A 16,224-nucleotide genomic window follows, 5' to 3' on the forward strand; every position below is an offset into this window, starting at 1 on the left:
TTCCCAGACGGCAAGAACTATGATTTGATAATCGTCGTAAAAAGCGCATCAAGCGCGATTGGGAGATTGCAACATGAGCAGGAGAAGGATTGGGCTGGCCCTCGCGGCCGCGTCTTTCGCATGGGGATTGGCAGCCAGCGTGGCGCATGCCACCGACATCTCGTTCTGGACCTGGCGCCAGGAAGACAAGGCCGCCTACAACGAACTTTTCGCCGATTTCACCAAGGCCAACCCGGACATCCATGTGAAGTTCGAGTCGTTCCCGGACGAGAACTACCCGACCATCGTCTCGACGGCGCTGGCCGCCGGCAAGGGTGGCGACGTCATCCACACCCACGCCTATGGCTGGCTCGAGCAGTTCGTCAAGGCAGGCTATTTCGAGCCGCAGGATCTGACCACAGTGCCTTCGCTCGCCAACCAGCCCGCCGATGCGCTGGTGGCCGGCACCTACCGCGCCGACAAGAAGGTCTATTCCCTGCCCTTCGCTTCGCAGACGCTCGGCCTGTTCATCAACAAGGACGTCTTCGCCAAGGCCGGGCTGACGCCGCCGACCACATGGGATGAGTTCATAACCGTCAGCAAGGCGCTGAAGGACAAGGGCATTTATCCCTTGGCCAACGGCATGGGCACCAGCTGGTTCAACGAGATGTTCGTGGCCATATTCACCAACCCCTTCCTCGGCCAGGACTTTGTCAGCGACCTGACGTCGGGCAAGACCACCTTCAAGGACCCGCGCTATGTCGCGGCGCTCGGCAAGCTGCTCGAACTGCGCGACTACATGCCGCCCGGCTTCGAAGGCATCGACTACGACACCGCCGGCCAGCTGTTCATCAGCGGCAAGGCGGCGATGCTGGCCGGCGGCAGCTTCGATATCGCCAGCTACCGGACCCAGAACCCGGCCATCAACATGGACTTTGTCGCCCCGCCAATGGCCAAGGCCGGCGACACACCGCAGGTGACGAAGTTCTTCGACGGCGGCTATGCCGTCAACGCCAAGTCGGCCAACAAGGAGGCCGCGCTGAAGCTGGTCAACTGGATGGGCACCAAGGAGTTCGGCGACAAGTTCTCCGCTCTGCTCGGCAACATCTCGCCGATCAAGGGCGTCGTCATCAAGGACGAGCTTCTCGCCCATGTCGCCAAGTTGAACGAAACCGCCATGCCGCATATCAATGTCGTCTACTTCCGTTTCGAGAAGCCGACGGGATCGGAGCTGCTGCAGGGCGACATCACCAAGATGATGTCGGGTTCGATCACTCCGGACCAGCTGGCCGCCGACCTGACCGACGGCCTCGCCAAATGGTACAAGCCTTTCCAGGGCAAGTGACATGAACATCGGCCGGCGCCACACCACAAAAGCCTTTCCGTGGCGCCGGTCACTCTGGATCGCGTCCCTGCTGACACCGGCCCTGGTGGTCATGGTGCTGTTCGTGCTCTGGCCGCTGCTCTCGGCCTTCCGCCTTGCCTTCTATGAGTTCAACGGCTTGCAGCCGACCGGATTCATCGGCTTTGAAAACTTCCGCAAGGTGCTGTTTGAACAGCCTTATAGCGACTGGACTTACAATGCGCTGAAGCACAACATCATCGCCTTCGTGGCGCTGATGGTGTTCGAGAACGGCACCGCCTTCCTGCTCGCCTACGCCCTGCTGAAAGCCCTGCCCGGCCACCGCATCCACCAGGTCATCGTCTTTCTTCCTGTCGTGCTGTCGGCGGTCATCGTCGGCTTCCTGTGGAAACTGTTCCTGCATCCGCTGTTCGGCCTGGTGAACCAGACGCTGGCGCTGGTCGGCATCGGCGCCATACCGTGGCTCGGCAATGAACACACCGCACTCGGCAGCGTCCTGTTCGCCAATGTCTGGCACTGGCTCGGCTTCCCGACCCTGGTGCTGCTGGCCGGCATGCAGCGCGTCAGCAAGGAAGTGATCGAAGCCGCCCGTCTCGACGGCGCCGGCGACTATGTGCTGATGACCAGGATTATCTGGCCGCTGATTGCGCCGAGCGTCACCATCGTCACCATCCTGACCTTCATCGGCAGCTTCAACTGGTTCGAAATCCCCTATGTCATGGCCGGCCTTACCGGCTCGCCCGGCGGCGCCACCGACGTGCTCGGCCTCTATTTCTACCGCACCGCCTTCGGTTCGACGACGACAGGCATCCAGGATTTCGGCCAGGGCAGCGCGCTGGCCGTGATGATGTTCATCATCGTTGCCGGCGTCACGGCAATCGCGCTTCGCTACCTGCGCCGTCGCGAGATCGAGCTGTGAGCGCGACAGCCCGCACCGGGCAGCCCGCCGAGTTGCTGAAGAACGGCGCCATCCAGCTGATGCTGGCGATCAACGCCGTCATCATGATCTATCCGCTGTTCGTCATGGTGATGTCGTCCTTCAAGACCAATGCCGAGATCTTCAGCTCGCCCTTCGCGCTGCCGGCGCACTTCTCGCTGGCCAATGCCGAGCGGGTATGGAGCGAAACCAATTTCGTACGCTACCTCGCCAATTCCGTCGGCATCACCATGGCCGCGGTCGCCCTGATCCTTCTGTTCAGCACCATGGCCGCCTATGCGATTGCCCGCTACCAGTTCAGGCTGAGCGCGCTGGTGCTGATGTTTTTCCTGAGCGGCATGACCGTGCCGCTGAAACTGGCAATCATTCCGCTGTTCATCCAGCTGGATTCGCTGGGACTGGTCGACAGCTATGCCGGCCTGGTGCTGGTCTATGTCGCCATGGGCATCCCGTCGGCGGTGTTCATCATGACCGGCTTCCTCCGGACCTTGCCGCGCGAACTGGAAGAGTCGGCGCGCATGGACGGCGCCAGCGAATTTCGCATTATGCGCTCGATCATGCTGCCGCTGGCGCGCCCGGCGCTGGTCATCGTTGCGATCCAGAACGCGGTGCCGATCTGGAATGATTTCTTCTTTCCGTTGGTGCTGATCACCTCGGACGAGCTCAAGACGCTGCCGCAGGGCCTCACCGTCTTCGTCGGCGAGTTTACCACCGACTGGGGCGTGCTGTTCACCGGACTGACACTGGCGGCGCTGCCGATCACGCTGCTCTACATCGTGCTGTCGAAGCAGTTCATCTCCGGCATCACCCAAGGCGCAGTGAAATAAGCCGCGGTCAAAAAGACGAGGATCTTCAAGTGGCGAACCAGAACAAGATCATCATCACCTGCGCGATTACCGGCTCGATCCACACGCCGTCAATGTCGCCGCATCTGCCGGTGAGCGCACAAGAGATCGCCGACGCCGCGATCGGCGCGGCCGAGGCAGGCGCTGCCATCGTCCATCTGCATGCGCGCAACCCCGCCGACGGCCGGCCGGATCAATCGACCGAGGCCTTTGCGCCCTTCCTGAAGGTGATCAAGCAGCGCTCCGACTGCGTCATCAACATCACCACCGGCGGTGCGGCGACGATGAGCGTTGAAGAACGGGTCAAGCCGGCGGCGACCTTCGCGCCGGAAGTCGCCTCGCTCAACATGGGCTCGATGAATTTCGGCCTCTATCCGATGCTGGAGCGCTTCAAGACCTTCGAGCATGACTGGGAACGTCCCTATCTCGAGGGCTCGCGCGACCGCATCTTCCGCAACACTTTTGGCGACATCGAGCACATATTGCGCACCTGCGCTGAGAACGGCACGCGTTTCGAGATCGAGTGCTACGACATCGGCCACCTCTACACGCTCGCCCACTTCGTCGAGCGCGGCCTGGTCAAGGCGCCGTTCTTCGTCCAGAGCGTGTTCGGCATACTGGGCGGCATCGGCACCCATCCGGAGGATGTCGCGCATATGAAGCGCACCGCCGACCGGCTGTTTGGACAGGACTACCACTGGTCGGTGCTGGGCGCCGGCCGCAGCCAGCTGCCGATCGCCACCCAGGCGATTGCGCTCGGCGGCAATGTGCGCGTCGGACTGGAGGACTCGCTGTGGATCGGCAAGGGCCAGTTGGCGAAATCCAACGCCGAGCAGGTGCTCAAGGTGCGCCAGATCATCGAGGGGCTCGGCGCCTCGGTTGCCACCCCTGACGAGGCGCGGCAGATCTTGCAGCTCAAGGGCGGCGACAAGGTCTCTTTCTAAGGAAAACACCAATGAGTGCGGTCACGATATCGGGCGTCGAGAAAGCCTACGGCAAGGCCAAGGTCATCCACGGCGTGTCGGTCGACATCGCGTCAGGCGAATTCGTCATCCTCGTCGGCCCGTCCGGCTGCGGCAAGTCGACTTTGCTGAGGATGATCGCCGGGCTGGAGGATATCAGCGCCGGCGAGATCGCGCTCGAAGGCAAGGTCATCAACGACGTCGCGCCAAAGTCGCGCGACATCGCCATGGTGTTCCAGAACTATGCGCTCTACCCGCACATGACGGTGCGCGAGAACATGGCTTTCGCGCTGACGCTGAAGAAGACCGACAAAAGCGAGATCGACGCCAAGATCATGCGCGCCGCGACGATCCTCGGACTGCAGGACTTGCTGGAGCGCTATCCGCGCCAGCTCTCCGGCGGCCAGCGCCAGCGTGTCGCCATGGGCCGCGCCATCGTGCGCGATCCCAAGGTCTTCCTCTTCGACGAACCGCTCTCCAACCTCGACGCCAAGCTGCGCGTGCAGATGCGCACCGAGATCAAGGCGCTGCACCAGCGCCTGGGAACCACCATCGTCTATGTCACCCACGACCAGGTTGAGGCCATGACCATGGCCGACAAGATCGTCGTCATGAATGGCGGCATCGTCGAGCAGGTCGGCGCCCCGCTCGACCTCTACGACCGGCCGGCCAATCTGTTCGTCGCCCAGTTCATCGGCTCGCCATCGATGAACATTTTGCAAGGCCGCACCACGGTGGACGGTTTTACCGCCAGCGACGGCACGGTGTTTCCTCTGCCGGCGCTGGAACAGGGCGAAAGCGCGCTCGCCTGGGGCATCCGGCCCGAACATCTCAGGCTCTCCGACAGCGGCGTGCCGGCCGTGGTCGAAGTGGTCGAGCCGACCGGCGCGGAAACGCTTGTCCTGGCCAAGGCCGGCAACAACACGATGAGCGCGCTGCTGCGCGAACGGATTTCCGTGATGCCGGGCCAGCAGGTTTTCCTGGCGCCGGACCTGACCCAGCTGCATCTGTTCAACGCCGAGGGTCGGCGCATCACGTCCACGGTCCAGTAAACGTAGGCGTTGCGTCCTGGCTTTGCGTTGGAGCTAGCCGAGGAGATGTCTGAGCAGGCCGGCCGCGCCGACGCCGATCAAAACGGTCGGCAGCATGGACAACCGCGTCGCGACGACGAAGGTGATGGCCAGCGCCAGAAGATCAGCGGGATTACGCGACACGAAGGCCGGCGCGATGACCGAGATCAGCACGCAGCCGGGTGCGGCCTCCATCACCGCGGTCGCACGCGCACTGAGCACGCGGTTGCGCAGCACGACATAGCCGCCGATCCGGGTGAGGTAGGTGACGCCGGCCATCAGCACGATGGTGAGAAGGGTTGTCATGTCGATCATGCATCACCTGCCATCAGCCAGGCAGCAAGCAACCCCGACACCGCACCCGCCGCGACATACCAGGCGCCGGGAACGAAGAGATAGACAAGGGCGGCAACGACCAGGCTGACCAGCCAGGGCCGCGCCGCCGCCACGCTTTTCCACATGCCGCGCATCAGCACCAGGAAGACGGCCGGAAACGCCATGTCGAAACCGTAGTGCTGGACATCGCCGAGCATCGGGCCGAGCAACGCGCCGAGCGTGGTGAAGCCCACCCAGGTCAGATACATTGCTAGCGCCGCACCCATATAGTAGCGCGGGCTGAAGGCTGGCGTGATGCCTGCAGCGGCGCGCTGCTTGGCATCGGCCAGGCCCAGCGCCCAGCTTTCGTCGCAGAGGAAGAACAGCGCCGGAAACGCTTTGCGCCGCGGCAGCTCACGCAGGAACGGCGCCAGCGCCGCGCCCATCAAGAGATGGCGGCTGTTGACCAGGAAAGTGATGGCGACGATGAGCAGGATGTGCGGCGGCGACGTCCACAACTGGATCGCCGCGAATTCCGAGCCGCCGGCGAAGTTCAGCCCCGTCATCACAGACAGTTCGACCGTGCTCAGCCCTTTCTGCGTGGCCTGCGCGCCGAGCACCAGCGCATAGGGGATGGTGCCGAGCAGCACCGGCGCGCAGGACGCCACACCGCGGCGGAACTCCGATCCCGAGCCATCGCCCGCTGCTTCGACTGTCTCTGAAATGCTCATGCTCTGCCGTCGGCCGACCTCGCGGCCGCCGCTTCCCTGCGTTTGAAACTCTCGTGATACCGGCGGCAAACATACCTAAGCCTATCCGCTATTTGGTTGCGAAGATGCGCTCAATCTGTCAAAAATTGGCATCCTACACCACGATTCTAATAAATAATGGAATTTACGGCCATGAAGCTTGACGACATCGACAGGCGCATCCTGCGGGCGCTGCAGCGCGACGGCCGCATGGCCAACAACGATCTGGCCAATGAGGTCGGCCTGTCGCCCTCGCCTTGCCTGCGGCGCGTGAAGCTCTTGGAGGAGGCCGGCGTCATCGACCGCTATGTCGCGGTGCTCAACCCGGCCAGCATCGGCAAGGGTCTCACCTTCTTCACCCGGATCTGGCTGAAGACGCAGGACGAGGACACGATAGAGCACTTCGCCACCGAAGTGGCCAAGCTGCCGCAAGTGATGGAATGCTATCTGATGCTGGGCGACTGCGACGCCATGGTGCGCGTGGTGGCGGCCGACATCAACGACTATCGCCGTTTCCAGTCGGAGCATCTCAGCCGCATCAAGGGTGTCCAGAACGTCAAGACCGACGTCCCCAGCTGGACGATCAAATACACGTCGGAATTGCCGATCTGAGGTGACGGCGAAACGGTCCATTCCAGACTGGATAAAAAATGCAACCGGATTGTAGGACGGGCCTCGGTGCCAGCGTCCTTCGGACGCAAGCAGCGCTGAGCGCTGCCCTCTGGCATGGGAGATTTGCATGAACCTTTCCTATCGTTGGGTCATCGTCGCGGCAGGCGCGCTGATGTCCTGTGTCGCCATCGGCACGATGTTTTCGCTGGCGATATTTCTCGAACCGATGGCGCTCGACACGCAGTGGTCCCGCGCCGGCATTTCGAGCGCCATGACACTCAACTTCCTGGTCATGGGCCTTGGCGGCTTCGCCTGGGGCGCCCTCTCGGACCGCTTCGGCGCCCGCATCGTCGTGGCGATCGGTGCAGTGCTGCTCGGGCTGGCGCTGGTGGTGGCGAGCCGTGCCGGCTCACTGCTGACCTTCCAGATCAGCTATGGCGTGCTCGTCGGGCTTGCCGCCAGCGCCTTCTTCGCGCCGATGATCGCGCTGACCACCGGATGGTTCGACACCCACCGCGGGCTTGCGGTTTCCCTTGTCTCGGCCGGCATGGGCGTCGCCCCGATGACGATCTCGCCTTTCGCCCGCTGGCTGATCTCCGCCTATGAATGGCGCACCGCCATGTTCGACATCGGCATCATGGCCTGGGTGCTGTTGCTGCCGGCGGTGCTTTTGGTCCGCCAGCCGCCAAAGCCCGCTATTGCCGATGCGGCTTCAGCGCCGGTCGCCGAGCGTGCCGGCATGAGTGTGGCCCAGGCGTTGCGCTCGCCGCAGTTCATCGTGCTGGGGCTGACCTTTTTCGCCTGCTGTGCTGCCCACTCCGGGCCGATCTTCCACATGGTCAGCTACGCCATGCTGTGCGGCGTAGCACCCATGGCGGCGGTTACGATCTACAGCGTCGAGGGTCTCGCCGGCTTGGGCGGCAGGCTTCTCTACGGCGTGCTGGCCGACCGGCTCGGCGTCAAACCTGTGCTGGTCGCGGGACTGGCGATCCAGGCGATCGTCATTGCCGCCTATCTCTCGATCAGCCAGCTCGACCAGTTCTATATGCTGGCCGTCATCTTCGGCGCCACCTATGGCGGCGTGATGCCGCTCTACGCGGTGCTGGCGCGCGAGTATTTCGGCCAGCGCATTCTTGGCACCGTGTTCGGCGCCGCCACCATGCTCTCCAGCCTCGGCATGGCGCTGGGACCGCTCGCCGGCGGCATGATCTTCGACGCCTATGCCAGCTACCACTGGCTGTTCATCGGCTCGGCCCTGATCGGCCTGGGTGCCGCGGGCATAGCCATCGCCTTCCCGCCGCTGCCGCGCAGAGAGTTGCAGGCAGCCTAGAGCAATTCCAGGAAAAGTGTGAAACGGTTTTCGGTCCGGAATTGCGTCAAAACAAAGGGTTAGAGCAGTTCACTGTTTCGGTGAACTGCTCTAGCAGCACGCTTCGCGACAACGAACGATCCCGGGATTTATCCGGGATCGTTCGTTGGCGAAAAATGGCTTTGCAGCACGGCGCGAAACTTTTGCATCGTCTTTTCGGTTGTCTGCGCATCGGCCGCCGCAAAGCCCATGACGAGGCCGTTCTGCTCCGTGCCGTGGCGGTATTGGATCGACAGCGCCGAGACGTTGATGCCCTGCTGGAGCGCCGCCTCGGCAACCGCCCTGTCGCTGCATCTCCCGCGAAAGATGCCGACGACCTGGATGCCGGATTCGGTGGCATGGAAATCCAGCCATTCCCCGAGATGCCTTTGCGCGCTTTCCAGGAAGAATAGCCGCCTCTCCGCATAGAGGCGGCGCATGCGTCTGAGATGGCGGGTGAAATGCCCCTCATTCATGAAATCCGCGAGCGCGGCCTGGGTCAGCAAGGGGGCGAACTGGCCGCTCACGCTCAGCGCCGAGACGATCGTATGGTCTATCGCCTTGGGCGCCACCATGAAGCCGAGGCGCATGGCCGGGAAAAGGATCTTGGCGAAGGTGCCGACATAGACCACGCGGTCTGACGCGCCGATGCCTTGCAGCGCCGGAATGGGCTGGCCCTGAAAACGGTATTCGCCGTCATAGTCGTCCTCGATGATCCACGAGCGCCAGGTCTCGGCCATGTGCAAGAGATTGAGCCGCTGTTCCATCGGCATGGTGATGCCGAGCGGGTGATGGCAGGAGGGCGTCACGAAGATCATGCGCGGAATGACAGGTGGTGGATCGAGGTTCCAGCCGGCGTTGCTGACGCGCAGCGGAGCCAGTTTCGCCCCGGCCGAGACAAAGGCCGAACCGGCGCCGTAATAGCCCGGCTCCTCCATCCATACCGTGTCGCCGTCATCGATCAGCAGCCGGGCCAGGAGATCGAACGCCGACTGCGCACCATTGGTGACGACGATCTGCTCGGCCGTGCATTTTACGCCCCGCGAGGCGGTGAGATAGCGCGCTATGGCCTCGCAAAGCGGCGGATAGCCTTTGACGTGATAGGTGCCGAAAAGATCTATATGCGCGAATTTTGCGCGGCGGCTGAGCAGTTTCGACCAGGTGTTGAACGGAAAATTGTCCGGGTCCGGCATGCCGGGATGAAAGGCGAGCATGCCCGGCCGGCCATGATGATAGGGTTGCGCAAGCATCGTCTGCCCGCGCCGCGATATCGGATTGGCGTCCTCGACTGAGACTTGTTCCGCTGCCACTGAGCGGGTCGGCAGATCCATCACCACCGAGGGCCTGCGTGGCCGTATGGCGAGGTAGCCTTCCAGCGCCAGCTGGTCGCAGGCGGCAATCACCGTGTTGCGCCCGACATTCAGATCCCGCGCCATGACCCGGGTCGAGGGCAGTGCGTGGCCGCTCGGCAGCACGCGCCGTTCGATCAGGCCGCGCAGCTGGACATAGAGCTGCCGGTGCAGATTGGCGGGACTGTCGCGATCCAGCGCAATGCCGTCGACGGGAAAACTGGTCTTCATCTGGTTCTCAAAAATCAATCAGATCTGGCTCTCACAATGGAACCAAAGCAGCCTTAGGCTCAAGAAAAAAGCGTTCGGGTTCAGATGGGGCTGGCCGATGCAGTGCATAAGGGTGGGAGTGATCGGTGCGGGCGGCGTCGCCCAGGTCGAGCACATCCCGAACCTGCTCAAGCTGCACCGGCAGTTCAAGATCGTCGGTGTCTACGACCCTTCGCGAAAAGTCCGCGCCTTTGTCGGCGAGGAATTCGGCCTCGAACCATTTTCCGATCTCGACGCGCTTCTCGCCATGCCGCTTGACGCCGTGGTCATCGCCTCGCCGGATGCGCTGCACCGCGAACAAAGCCTCGCCGCCTTCGCCAAGGGGCTGCATGTCTTCTGCGAAAAGCCGCTTTGCTACAGCGCCGGCGACATCGACGAATTGATCGCCGCCAGGGATCGCGCCGGAAAGGTGCTCCAGGTCGGCTACATGAAGCGTTTCGACCCGAGCTACGAGGCGGCACTGAAAATGCTGCCCGGCACGGCGCACACACTTCGCTACATTTCGGTCGAGGTCAACGATCCCGACGCCTGGCCCTTCATCCGGCACGCCTCCACTTGCCGGGGTGACGATGTCGCGGCGGGGTTGATTGCCTCGACCGAAGCCAAGCAGCGCGAGCAGGTCGAGGGCGCGGTGCCGGGGCTGGACGATCCCGACGCCTTCGGCGGCTTTGTCGGCGCCTATTGTTCGTCGATCGTGCATGATGTGAACGCCGTCCATGGCTTGCTCGGTGCACTCGGCGTCGCCGACGGTGAAATTGTCGGCGCCTGCCTATTCGCAAAGGGCCAAGGCGGCCAAGGCACTGTCCGGCTGCTCGACGGCCAGGCGCTGTGGACCATGGCGCATGTCGCCACTCCAGGGCTGCCCGATTACCGCGAGCGCATCACGCTCTACTTCGACGACGCCTCGCTCGAACTGGAATTCCCCTCGCCCTACCTCAACCACCAGCCGACACGGCTGACCATCCGCACCGGCGACGGCCACACGCTCTCCAGCCGCGACATACGCAGCGGCTACGAAGAAGCATTCGTCGAGGAGCTGAAAGGTTTCTGGTCGGCGATCGTCGAAGGCGCACCGGTACGCAACACCGCCGAGCATGCCCGCCGCGACATGACGCTGCTGGCCGGCCTCGCTCGCCATCACCTTGCCCAATCGAAGCAATCAGGAGTTCGCCCGTGACGGTTCGCATCGGCATCAATCCGATCACCTGGTCAAACGATGACGTGCCGGAACTCGGCGGCGACACGCCGCTTGAAGTCTGCCTCAGCGAGACCAGGCACGCCGGTTATGCCGGCACTGAACTTGGCGGCAAGTTTCCGCGCCGCTCGGCCGAGTTGAAGCCGATCATGCAGCGCTATGGCCTTGCCATGATTTCCGGCTGGTATGATGGCCGCTGCGACGAGAAGGACGTCGACGCGGAAATGGCTGCGATCACGCCGCATCTCCAGCTCTTGAAGGATATGGGCTCGACCCATGTCGTCTATGCCGACACCTCGCGCGGCCGCCACAACGCCATATGGGGGCCGATCTCGCAGCGCCCGGCCCTGAGTGCGGAAGAATGGCCGGCCTATGGCCGCAAGCTGACCGCGCTCGCCGAACGGATGGCGGATTTCGGCGTGCGCATGGCCTTTCACCATCATATGGGCACCATCGTCGAGACCGATGCCGAGGTCGGCCTGCTGATGCGCCACACCGGCGAAGCCGTCGGCCTGCTCTACGACACCGGCCATTCGACATTTTCGGGCGGCGACCCGCTGGCCCTGGTCAAGGCGCACGTCAAACGCGTCGTGCATGTGCATTGCAAGGACGCCCGCAAGCCCGTGCTCGAGCGTGCCCGCGCCGAGGACATGAGTTTCATGGGTGCGGTCATGGAAGGGATATTCACCGTCCCCGGCGACGGCTTCATCGACTACCCCGCCATTTTGCGCGTGCTGGCCGACAATGGCTACAGCGGCTGGCTGGTCGTCGAGGCCGAGCAGGATCCCAGCAAGGCCAATCCGCTGACCTATGCGACAATGGGATTCCAGAACCTGTCGCGCATGGCGCGGCAAGCCGGATTTGACGTCATCGAGTGATTGAGGCCGCCATGCGGCCTCTGGGGAACCAGTGCTGAGGAATGAAACTGGAATGAAGGGGCAACTGGACTGCCGACCGTAATTACGGCGGCGGAAAACAAACAGGAGGTTCTATGTTTTCGCTTGCGAAATTAGTAAAGCCTGCGCTCGGCCTGCTGGCCGGCTTCACGATGATGGCGGCGGCCACGACCCTTGCGGCCGCCGATGAAACGCGGGTGGTGTTCGTCACCCACGGCCAGAGCGGCGACCCCTACTGGTCTGTGGTCAAGAACGGCATGGACGATGCCGCCAAGACGCTGGGCGTCAAGGCCGAATATCTGGCGCCCGAAACCTTCGACATGGCCAAGATGGCGCAGATGATCGACGCCATCGCGGCCTCGAAGCCGGACGGCATGGTTGTTTCGATCCCCGATGCGGCGGCCCTTTCGGCTCCGGTCAAGAATGCCATCGCTGCCGGCATCCCGGTCATCATCATCGATTCCGGCGGCTCGAAACTCACCCACGACCTTGGCGGCCTGCTGTTCATGGGGCAGGATGAGTTCCAGGCAGGCGTCATGGCCGGCGAGCGCATCAAGGCGCTCGGCCTCACCAAGGCGGTCTGTGCCAACCACGAGGTCGGCAATTCGAGCCTCGACGACCGCTGCGCCGGCTTTGCCAAGGGTCTGGGCGTCGACGTACCGGTGATGAACGGCGTCATCGACCCGACCGAAATGAAGAACCGCGTGATCGCCTACATGACCGCTCATGCCGATACACAGTTCATTCTCGCCGTCGGCGCCAGCGGTGCCGAACCGACGCTGGCCGCGCTCGATGAATTGGGCCTCTCCGGCAAGGTGAAGACCGGGACGTTCGATCTTTCGCCGACGATCCTGCAGGCCGTCGTCGCCGGCAAGATGGAGTGGGGCATCGACGCCCAGCAATATGCCATGGGCTACATCCCGGTCGCGATGTTCGACCTCTGGAAGAAGTACAAGATCATGCCGATCGCCGACTATCCGACCGGCCCCGGCTTCGTCACCAAGGACACTGCCGCCTCGGTTATCGAGCTGTCGAAACTCGGCAAGCGCTAGAACTGGCGGCCGGGGCCTCGCCCCGGCCTCTGCATTTGTGAGGGCAACACAGCCATGGTTTCAGAGATTCGCGACGAGCGGGTCCGGTCGGTTTCACGCCTGAGCCGCCTGTTGAGCAGGCCGGAACTTGGCGCGGCCGCCGGCACCGTTCTGGTCTTCGTGTTCTTCGCCATCATGGCGGGGGGCACGGGACTGTTCAGTGCCAAGGGCATCATCAACTTCCTCGAAGTCTCGGCCCAGCTTGGCATTCTCGCCGCCCCCGTGGCTCTGCTGATGATCGCCGGCGAGTTCGATCTGTCGGTCGGCTCGATGATCGGCTTTGCCGGCATCCTCATCGCCATCCCCGCCGTGTTCTGGGGTTGGCCGATCTGGCTTTCGCTGCTGTTCACCTTCGCCGTCTGCGGCGGCATCGGCGCGCTCAACGGGCTCGCCGTCGTCCGGACCGGATTGCCCTCCTTCATCGTGACGCTCGGCAGCCTGTTCATGCTGCGCGGCCTGACCCTTGGCCTCACACGCGGCATATCAGGGCGGACCCAGGTGTCGGGCGTGCACGAACTGGCGCAGAACGATCCGCTCAACAGCCTGTTTTCGGGACAGGTGTTTTCCGGCCTGATCGCCTGGCTTTCGAACATCGGCCTGATCGGCAAACGGGCCGACGGCCTGCCGTCGATATCAGGCATTCCGGTGTCGATCGTCTGGTGGATCGTGCTGACGATGGCCTGTACCTGGCTGTTGACGCGCAGCCGCTTCGGCAACTGGATCTTCGCCGCCGGCGGCGAAGCCAATGCCGCGCGCAATCTCGGCGTGCCGGTGGCGCGCACCAAGATCACGCTGTTCGTCATGACCGCGATGGCGGCCGCACTGTTCGCGGCGATCCAGGTCTTGGTCACCGGCTCGGCCGACACGCTGCGCGGCACGCAAAAGGAATTCGAGGCCATCATCGCCGTCGTCATCGGCGGCACGCTGCTCACCGGAGGCTATGGATCGGCCGTCGGCGCCATGTTCGGCGCCCTGATCTTCGGCGTGGTGCAGATGGGCATCTTCTACACCGGCATCGACACCGACTGGTTCAAGCTGTTCATGGGCGCCATGATGGTCATCGCGGTACTGTTCAACAGCTATGTGCGCAACCGCGCCATGAGGAGCCGGTGATGGCCGAGCCCTATGTCGAACTGAAGTCGGTCAGCAAATATTTCGGCTCGGTCGTGGCACTGAAGGACGTGTCTTTCGATGTCTGCCCCGGCGAGGTGCATTGCCTGCTCGGCGACAATGGCGCGGGCAAGTCGACGCTGATCAAGACATTGTCGGGCGTCTACACGCCAGACGAAGGCGAAATCCGCGTGCAGGGCAAGCCGACACGGTTTGGCTCGCCCGCCGATACGCGCAACAGCGGCATTGCGACCGTCTACCAGGACCTGGCGCTGGTGCCGCTGATGAGCGTGGCGCGCAACTTCTTCCTCGGGCGCGAGCCGATGCGCAAATTCGGGCCGATCAGCCAGTTCGACGCCGACTTCGCCAACCGCACCGCCTATGACGAGATGTCGGCGATGGGCATCCAGCTGCGCGATCCCGAACAGCCGGTCGGTACGCTGTCGGGCGGCGAACGGCAATGTCTTGCCATTGCGCGTGCCGTCTATTTCGGCGCCAAGGTGCTGATCCTCGACGAGCCGACATCGGCGCTGGGCGTCCACCAGGCATCCGTGGTGCTGAAGCTCATCGTCCAGTCCAAGGCGCGCGGCATCGGCGTCATCTTCATCTCCCACAACGTTCACCACGCCTATGTCGTCGGCGACCGCTTCACGCTGTTGAAGCGCGGCCGGAGCACCGGCACCTACGCCAAAGGCGAAATCGACCGCGACCAGCTGCTCAAGTTGATGGCAGGCGGCAAGGAACTTGTGGATCTGGAACAGGAACTGGCGAAGTCGGCCAGGAATGGGCCGGCTTGAGGCACGGCGCTGGCCTGAAACGGAGCATTCGCCTCTCGTCTACCCCAGCGTAAGCTTGTTATTGTGCAGTGCAGCAACGATGTTGCTTCAAGTGCATTGTGCTCGGGCTTCCGCCATTCCGGCGGTCTAGGATCTCGATTTGCGGAACATCTCAGATACGATCGCTCGCCTTTCGGCCATGCGAGGCCGGCCGGTATTTTCCCAACCGGGCCATCTCGACAGCCTGTCCGACCTGGCGGCGTTTGGGTCCAATCCAGGCGCCTTGCGGGTACGCTTCTACGTTCCTGAGAACTTGCCGCGTGGAGCAGCGTTGGTCGTCGTCTTGCACGGCTGCACGCAGACGGCCGCTGGTTATGATCACGGAGCTGGCTGGTCGCGCCTGGCAGCCGAGGAAGGCTTTGCGGTGTTGCTGCCCGAACAGCAGCGCGCCAACAATGCCAATCTCTGCTTCAATTGGTTCGTGCCTGAAGATGTCACCCGCGATCGCGGTGAAGTGCTCTCAATCCGCCAGATGATCGAGGCCATGGTGACGAAGCATGGCCTGGACCGCCGGCGCGTTTTCATCACCGGTCTGTCCGCCGGCGGCGCCATGGCGGCGGCAATGTTGGCAACATATCCGGAGGTGTTCGCCGGCGGAGCAATCATTGCGGGCATTGCTTATGGCAGCGCATCGACGATCCCGGAAGCTTTCGATCGCATGCGTGGCCATGGCGGCCCGTCCAAGTCGGAACTCCAGCGGCGTCTGGCGCAGGCGACGTCACACAAAGGGACATGGCCTAAGATTTCGATCTGGCAAGGCACGGCCGACCACACGGTGGCGCCGGCCAATGCGGACTCCCTTGTCGCCCAATGGCAGGGCGTTCATCGCGTTGGTGCGAGCCCTGTTCGAAAAGAGACCGTCGATGGACAAACGCGGCAGGTCTGGTGCGACGCCGATGGCCATGAGGTGATCGAAAAATACACGATTGCCGGCATGGGCCATGGCACCCCCTTGAAAACGGGAGGTGAGGACGGCTTGGGCCATGCCGCACCGTTCATGCTGGAGGTTGGGATATCGTCGACGAGACGTATGGCGGCCTTCTGGGATCTCGCAGACCGGGGTACACGAGGGAAGGCGAAGTCCGCCGCTGCCTCGCCCGATCCTGCGGCAGGCACGGCCTTGCGCCCACATAGTGCGCCCGAAAAGTCGAGGCCGGTGCGGGTCGAACCTGCCGAACAACCGCGGCCGGAAGGTTCACGCGCTTCTGCTGCTTCAGGCATTGGCAAGACTATTGAAGATGCGCTTCGTGCAGCCGGCTTGATGCGCTAGCCAAAGGTCTGTTGGGCAGAATGGCCC

The 16,224-nt window shown here is 63.1% G+C and carries 16 protein-coding genes; 13 read left to right on the forward strand and 3 right to left on the reverse strand.

Annotated features, from left to right (window positions below; translation table 11 throughout):
* Positions 1–73: 73 nt before the first annotated feature.
* From AC1DX4_RS28210 to AC1DX4_RS28230, 5 genes are read left to right on the forward strand one after another with little or no spacing between them, the layout of a single operon-like run.
* Complete coding sequence (locus tag AC1DX4_RS28210; RefSeq protein WP_477223423.1) at positions 74–1,324, forward strand: extracellular solute-binding protein; 1,251 nt, start codon at positions 74–76, stop codon at positions 1,322–1,324.
* A 1-nt stretch (position 1,325) separates the two neighbouring features.
* On the forward strand, positions 1,326–2,261 hold the full coding sequence (locus AC1DX4_RS28215; RefSeq protein WP_477223424.1) for a carbohydrate ABC transporter permease: 936 nt from the start codon (positions 1,326–1,328) through the stop codon (positions 2,259–2,261).
* Positions 2,258–3,106, forward strand: coding sequence for a carbohydrate ABC transporter permease (locus AC1DX4_RS28220; RefSeq protein WP_128337865.1), 849 nt, complete (start codon positions 2,258–2,260; stop codon positions 3,104–3,106). The genes AC1DX4_RS28215 and AC1DX4_RS28220 overlap by 4 nt, the downstream gene beginning before the upstream one ends.
* Before the next feature lie 29 nt (positions 3,107–3,135).
* Positions 3,136–4,068, forward strand: a complete 933-nt coding sequence (gene kce / locus AC1DX4_RS28225) for a 3,5-dioxohexanoate:acetyl-CoA acetone transferase (RefSeq protein WP_477223425.1) — start codon at positions 3,136–3,138, stop codon at positions 4,066–4,068.
* An 11-nt stretch (positions 4,069–4,079) separates the two neighbouring features.
* Positions 4,080–5,138: an ABC transporter ATP-binding protein gene (locus AC1DX4_RS28230; RefSeq protein ID WP_477223426.1), complete on the forward strand. Its 1,059-nt coding sequence runs from the start codon at positions 4,080–4,082 to the stop codon at positions 5,136–5,138.
* Positions 5,139–5,171: 33 nt separating this feature from the next.
* Here AC1DX4_RS28230 and AC1DX4_RS28235 read toward each other — a convergent pair whose 3' ends face one another.
* Positions 5,172–5,471: an AzlD family protein gene (locus tag AC1DX4_RS28235; protein ID WP_477223427.1), complete on the reverse strand. Its 300-nt coding sequence runs from the start codon at positions 5,469–5,471 to the stop codon at positions 5,172–5,174.
* On the reverse strand, positions 5,468–6,202 hold the full coding sequence (locus AC1DX4_RS28240) for an AzlC family ABC transporter permease (protein ID WP_477223428.1): 735 nt from the start codon (positions 6,200–6,202) through the stop codon (positions 5,468–5,470). Before AC1DX4_RS28240 ends, AC1DX4_RS28235 begins: the two co-directional genes overlap by 4 nt.
* Before the next feature lie 171 nt (positions 6,203–6,373).
* On the opposite strand from AC1DX4_RS28240, the gene AC1DX4_RS28245 reads away from it, so the two are divergent.
* The gene (locus AC1DX4_RS28245; protein WP_027044481.1) at positions 6,374–6,832 is read left to right on the forward strand and encodes an Lrp/AsnC family transcriptional regulator; all 459 of its coding nucleotides are present in this window, start codon (positions 6,374–6,376) and stop codon (positions 6,830–6,832) included.
* A 127-nt stretch (positions 6,833–6,959) separates the two neighbouring features.
* Complete coding sequence (locus AC1DX4_RS28250) at positions 6,960–8,162, forward strand: MFS transporter (protein ID WP_477223429.1); 1,203 nt, start codon at positions 6,960–6,962, stop codon at positions 8,160–8,162.
* 128 nt (positions 8,163–8,290) lie between these two features.
* Here the strand turns inward: AC1DX4_RS28250 and mocR are convergent, their stop codons facing one another.
* Positions 8,291–9,760: a rhizopine catabolism transcriptional regulator MocR gene (mocR, locus tag AC1DX4_RS28255; protein WP_477223430.1), complete on the reverse strand. Its 1,470-nt coding sequence runs from the start codon at positions 9,758–9,760 to the stop codon at positions 8,291–8,293.
* Between the two features lie 97 nt (positions 9,761–9,857).
* On the opposite strand from mocR, the gene AC1DX4_RS28260 reads away from it, so the two are divergent.
* From AC1DX4_RS28260 to AC1DX4_RS28285, 6 genes are all read left to right on the forward strand, one after another.
* Positions 9,858–10,976, forward strand: a complete 1,119-nt coding sequence (locus tag AC1DX4_RS28260) for a Gfo/Idh/MocA family protein (protein WP_477223431.1) — start codon at positions 9,858–9,860, stop codon at positions 10,974–10,976.
* Positions 10,973–11,872 carry a myo-inosose-2 dehydratase gene (iolE, locus tag AC1DX4_RS28265; RefSeq protein ID WP_477223432.1) on the forward strand — a complete coding sequence of 300 codons (900 nt, stop codon included), beginning with the start codon at positions 10,973–10,975 and terminating at the stop codon, positions 11,870–11,872. The genes AC1DX4_RS28260 and iolE overlap by 4 nt, the downstream gene beginning before the upstream one ends.
* 113 nt (positions 11,873–11,985) lie before the next feature.
* The gene (locus tag AC1DX4_RS28270; RefSeq protein WP_477223433.1) at positions 11,986–12,942 is read left to right on the forward strand and encodes a rhizopine catabolism ABC transporter substrate-binding protein; all 957 of its coding nucleotides are present in this window, start codon (positions 11,986–11,988) and stop codon (positions 12,940–12,942) included.
* Between the two features lie 54 nt (positions 12,943–12,996).
* Entirely contained in the window at positions 12,997–14,094 is a 1,098-nt protein-coding gene (locus tag AC1DX4_RS28275) for an ABC transporter permease (protein ID WP_477223434.1), read from the forward strand.
* The gene (locus AC1DX4_RS28280; protein WP_477223435.1) at positions 14,094–14,888 is read left to right on the forward strand and encodes an ATP-binding cassette domain-containing protein; all 795 of its coding nucleotides are present in this window, start codon (positions 14,094–14,096) and stop codon (positions 14,886–14,888) included. The genes AC1DX4_RS28275 and AC1DX4_RS28280 overlap by 1 nt, the downstream gene beginning before the upstream one ends.
* A 139-nt stretch (positions 14,889–15,027) precedes the next feature.
* Positions 15,028–16,197, forward strand: coding sequence for an extracellular catalytic domain type 1 short-chain-length polyhydroxyalkanoate depolymerase (locus tag AC1DX4_RS28285; protein ID WP_477223436.1), 1,170 nt, complete (start codon positions 15,028–15,030; stop codon positions 16,195–16,197).
* The last annotated feature ends 27 nt before the right edge of the window (positions 16,198–16,224 follow it).

The organism is Mesorhizobium sp. P3_A8 (assembly GCF_056402995.1).

Excerpts from the sequence above, each read along its gene's own strand:
- AC1DX4_RS28270 (WP_477223433.1), top strand. The coding sequence starts at position 11,986 with ATGTTTTCGCTTGCGAAATTAGTAAAGCCTGCGCTCGGCCTGCTGGCC.
- AC1DX4_RS28280 (WP_477223435.1), top strand. The coding sequence starts at position 14,094 with ATGGCCGAGCCCTATGTCGAACTGAAGTCGGTCAGCAAATATTTCGGC.
- mocR (WP_477223430.1), bottom strand. The coding sequence starts at position 9,760 with ATGAAGACCAGTTTTCCCGTCGACGGCATTGCGCTGGATCGCGACAGT.
- AC1DX4_RS28250 (WP_477223429.1), top strand. The coding sequence starts at position 6,960 with ATGAACCTTTCCTATCGTTGGGTCATCGTCGCGGCAGGCGCGCTGATG.
- AC1DX4_RS28235 (WP_477223427.1), bottom strand. The coding sequence starts at position 5,471 with ATGATCGACATGACAACCCTTCTCACCATCGTGCTGATGGCCGGCGTC.
- AC1DX4_RS28275 (WP_477223434.1), top strand. The coding sequence starts at position 12,997 with ATGGTTTCAGAGATTCGCGACGAGCGGGTCCGGTCGGTTTCACGCCTG.
- AC1DX4_RS28245 (WP_027044481.1), top strand. The coding sequence starts at position 6,374 with ATGAAGCTTGACGACATCGACAGGCGCATCCTGCGGGCGCTGCAGCGC.
- AC1DX4_RS28240 (WP_477223428.1), bottom strand. The coding sequence starts at position 6,202 with ATGAGCATTTCAGAGACAGTCGAAGCAGCGGGCGATGGCTCGGGATCG.
- AC1DX4_RS28210 (WP_477223423.1), top strand. The coding sequence starts at position 74 with ATGAGCAGGAGAAGGATTGGGCTGGCCCTCGCGGCCGCGTCTTTCGCA.
- AC1DX4_RS28230 (WP_477223426.1), top strand. The coding sequence starts at position 4,080 with ATGAGTGCGGTCACGATATCGGGCGTCGAGAAAGCCTACGGCAAGGCC.
- AC1DX4_RS28215 (WP_477223424.1), top strand. The coding sequence starts at position 1,326 with ATGAACATCGGCCGGCGCCACACCACAAAAGCCTTTCCGTGGCGCCGG.
- AC1DX4_RS28260 (WP_477223431.1), top strand. The coding sequence starts at position 9,858 with ATGCAGTGCATAAGGGTGGGAGTGATCGGTGCGGGCGGCGTCGCCCAG.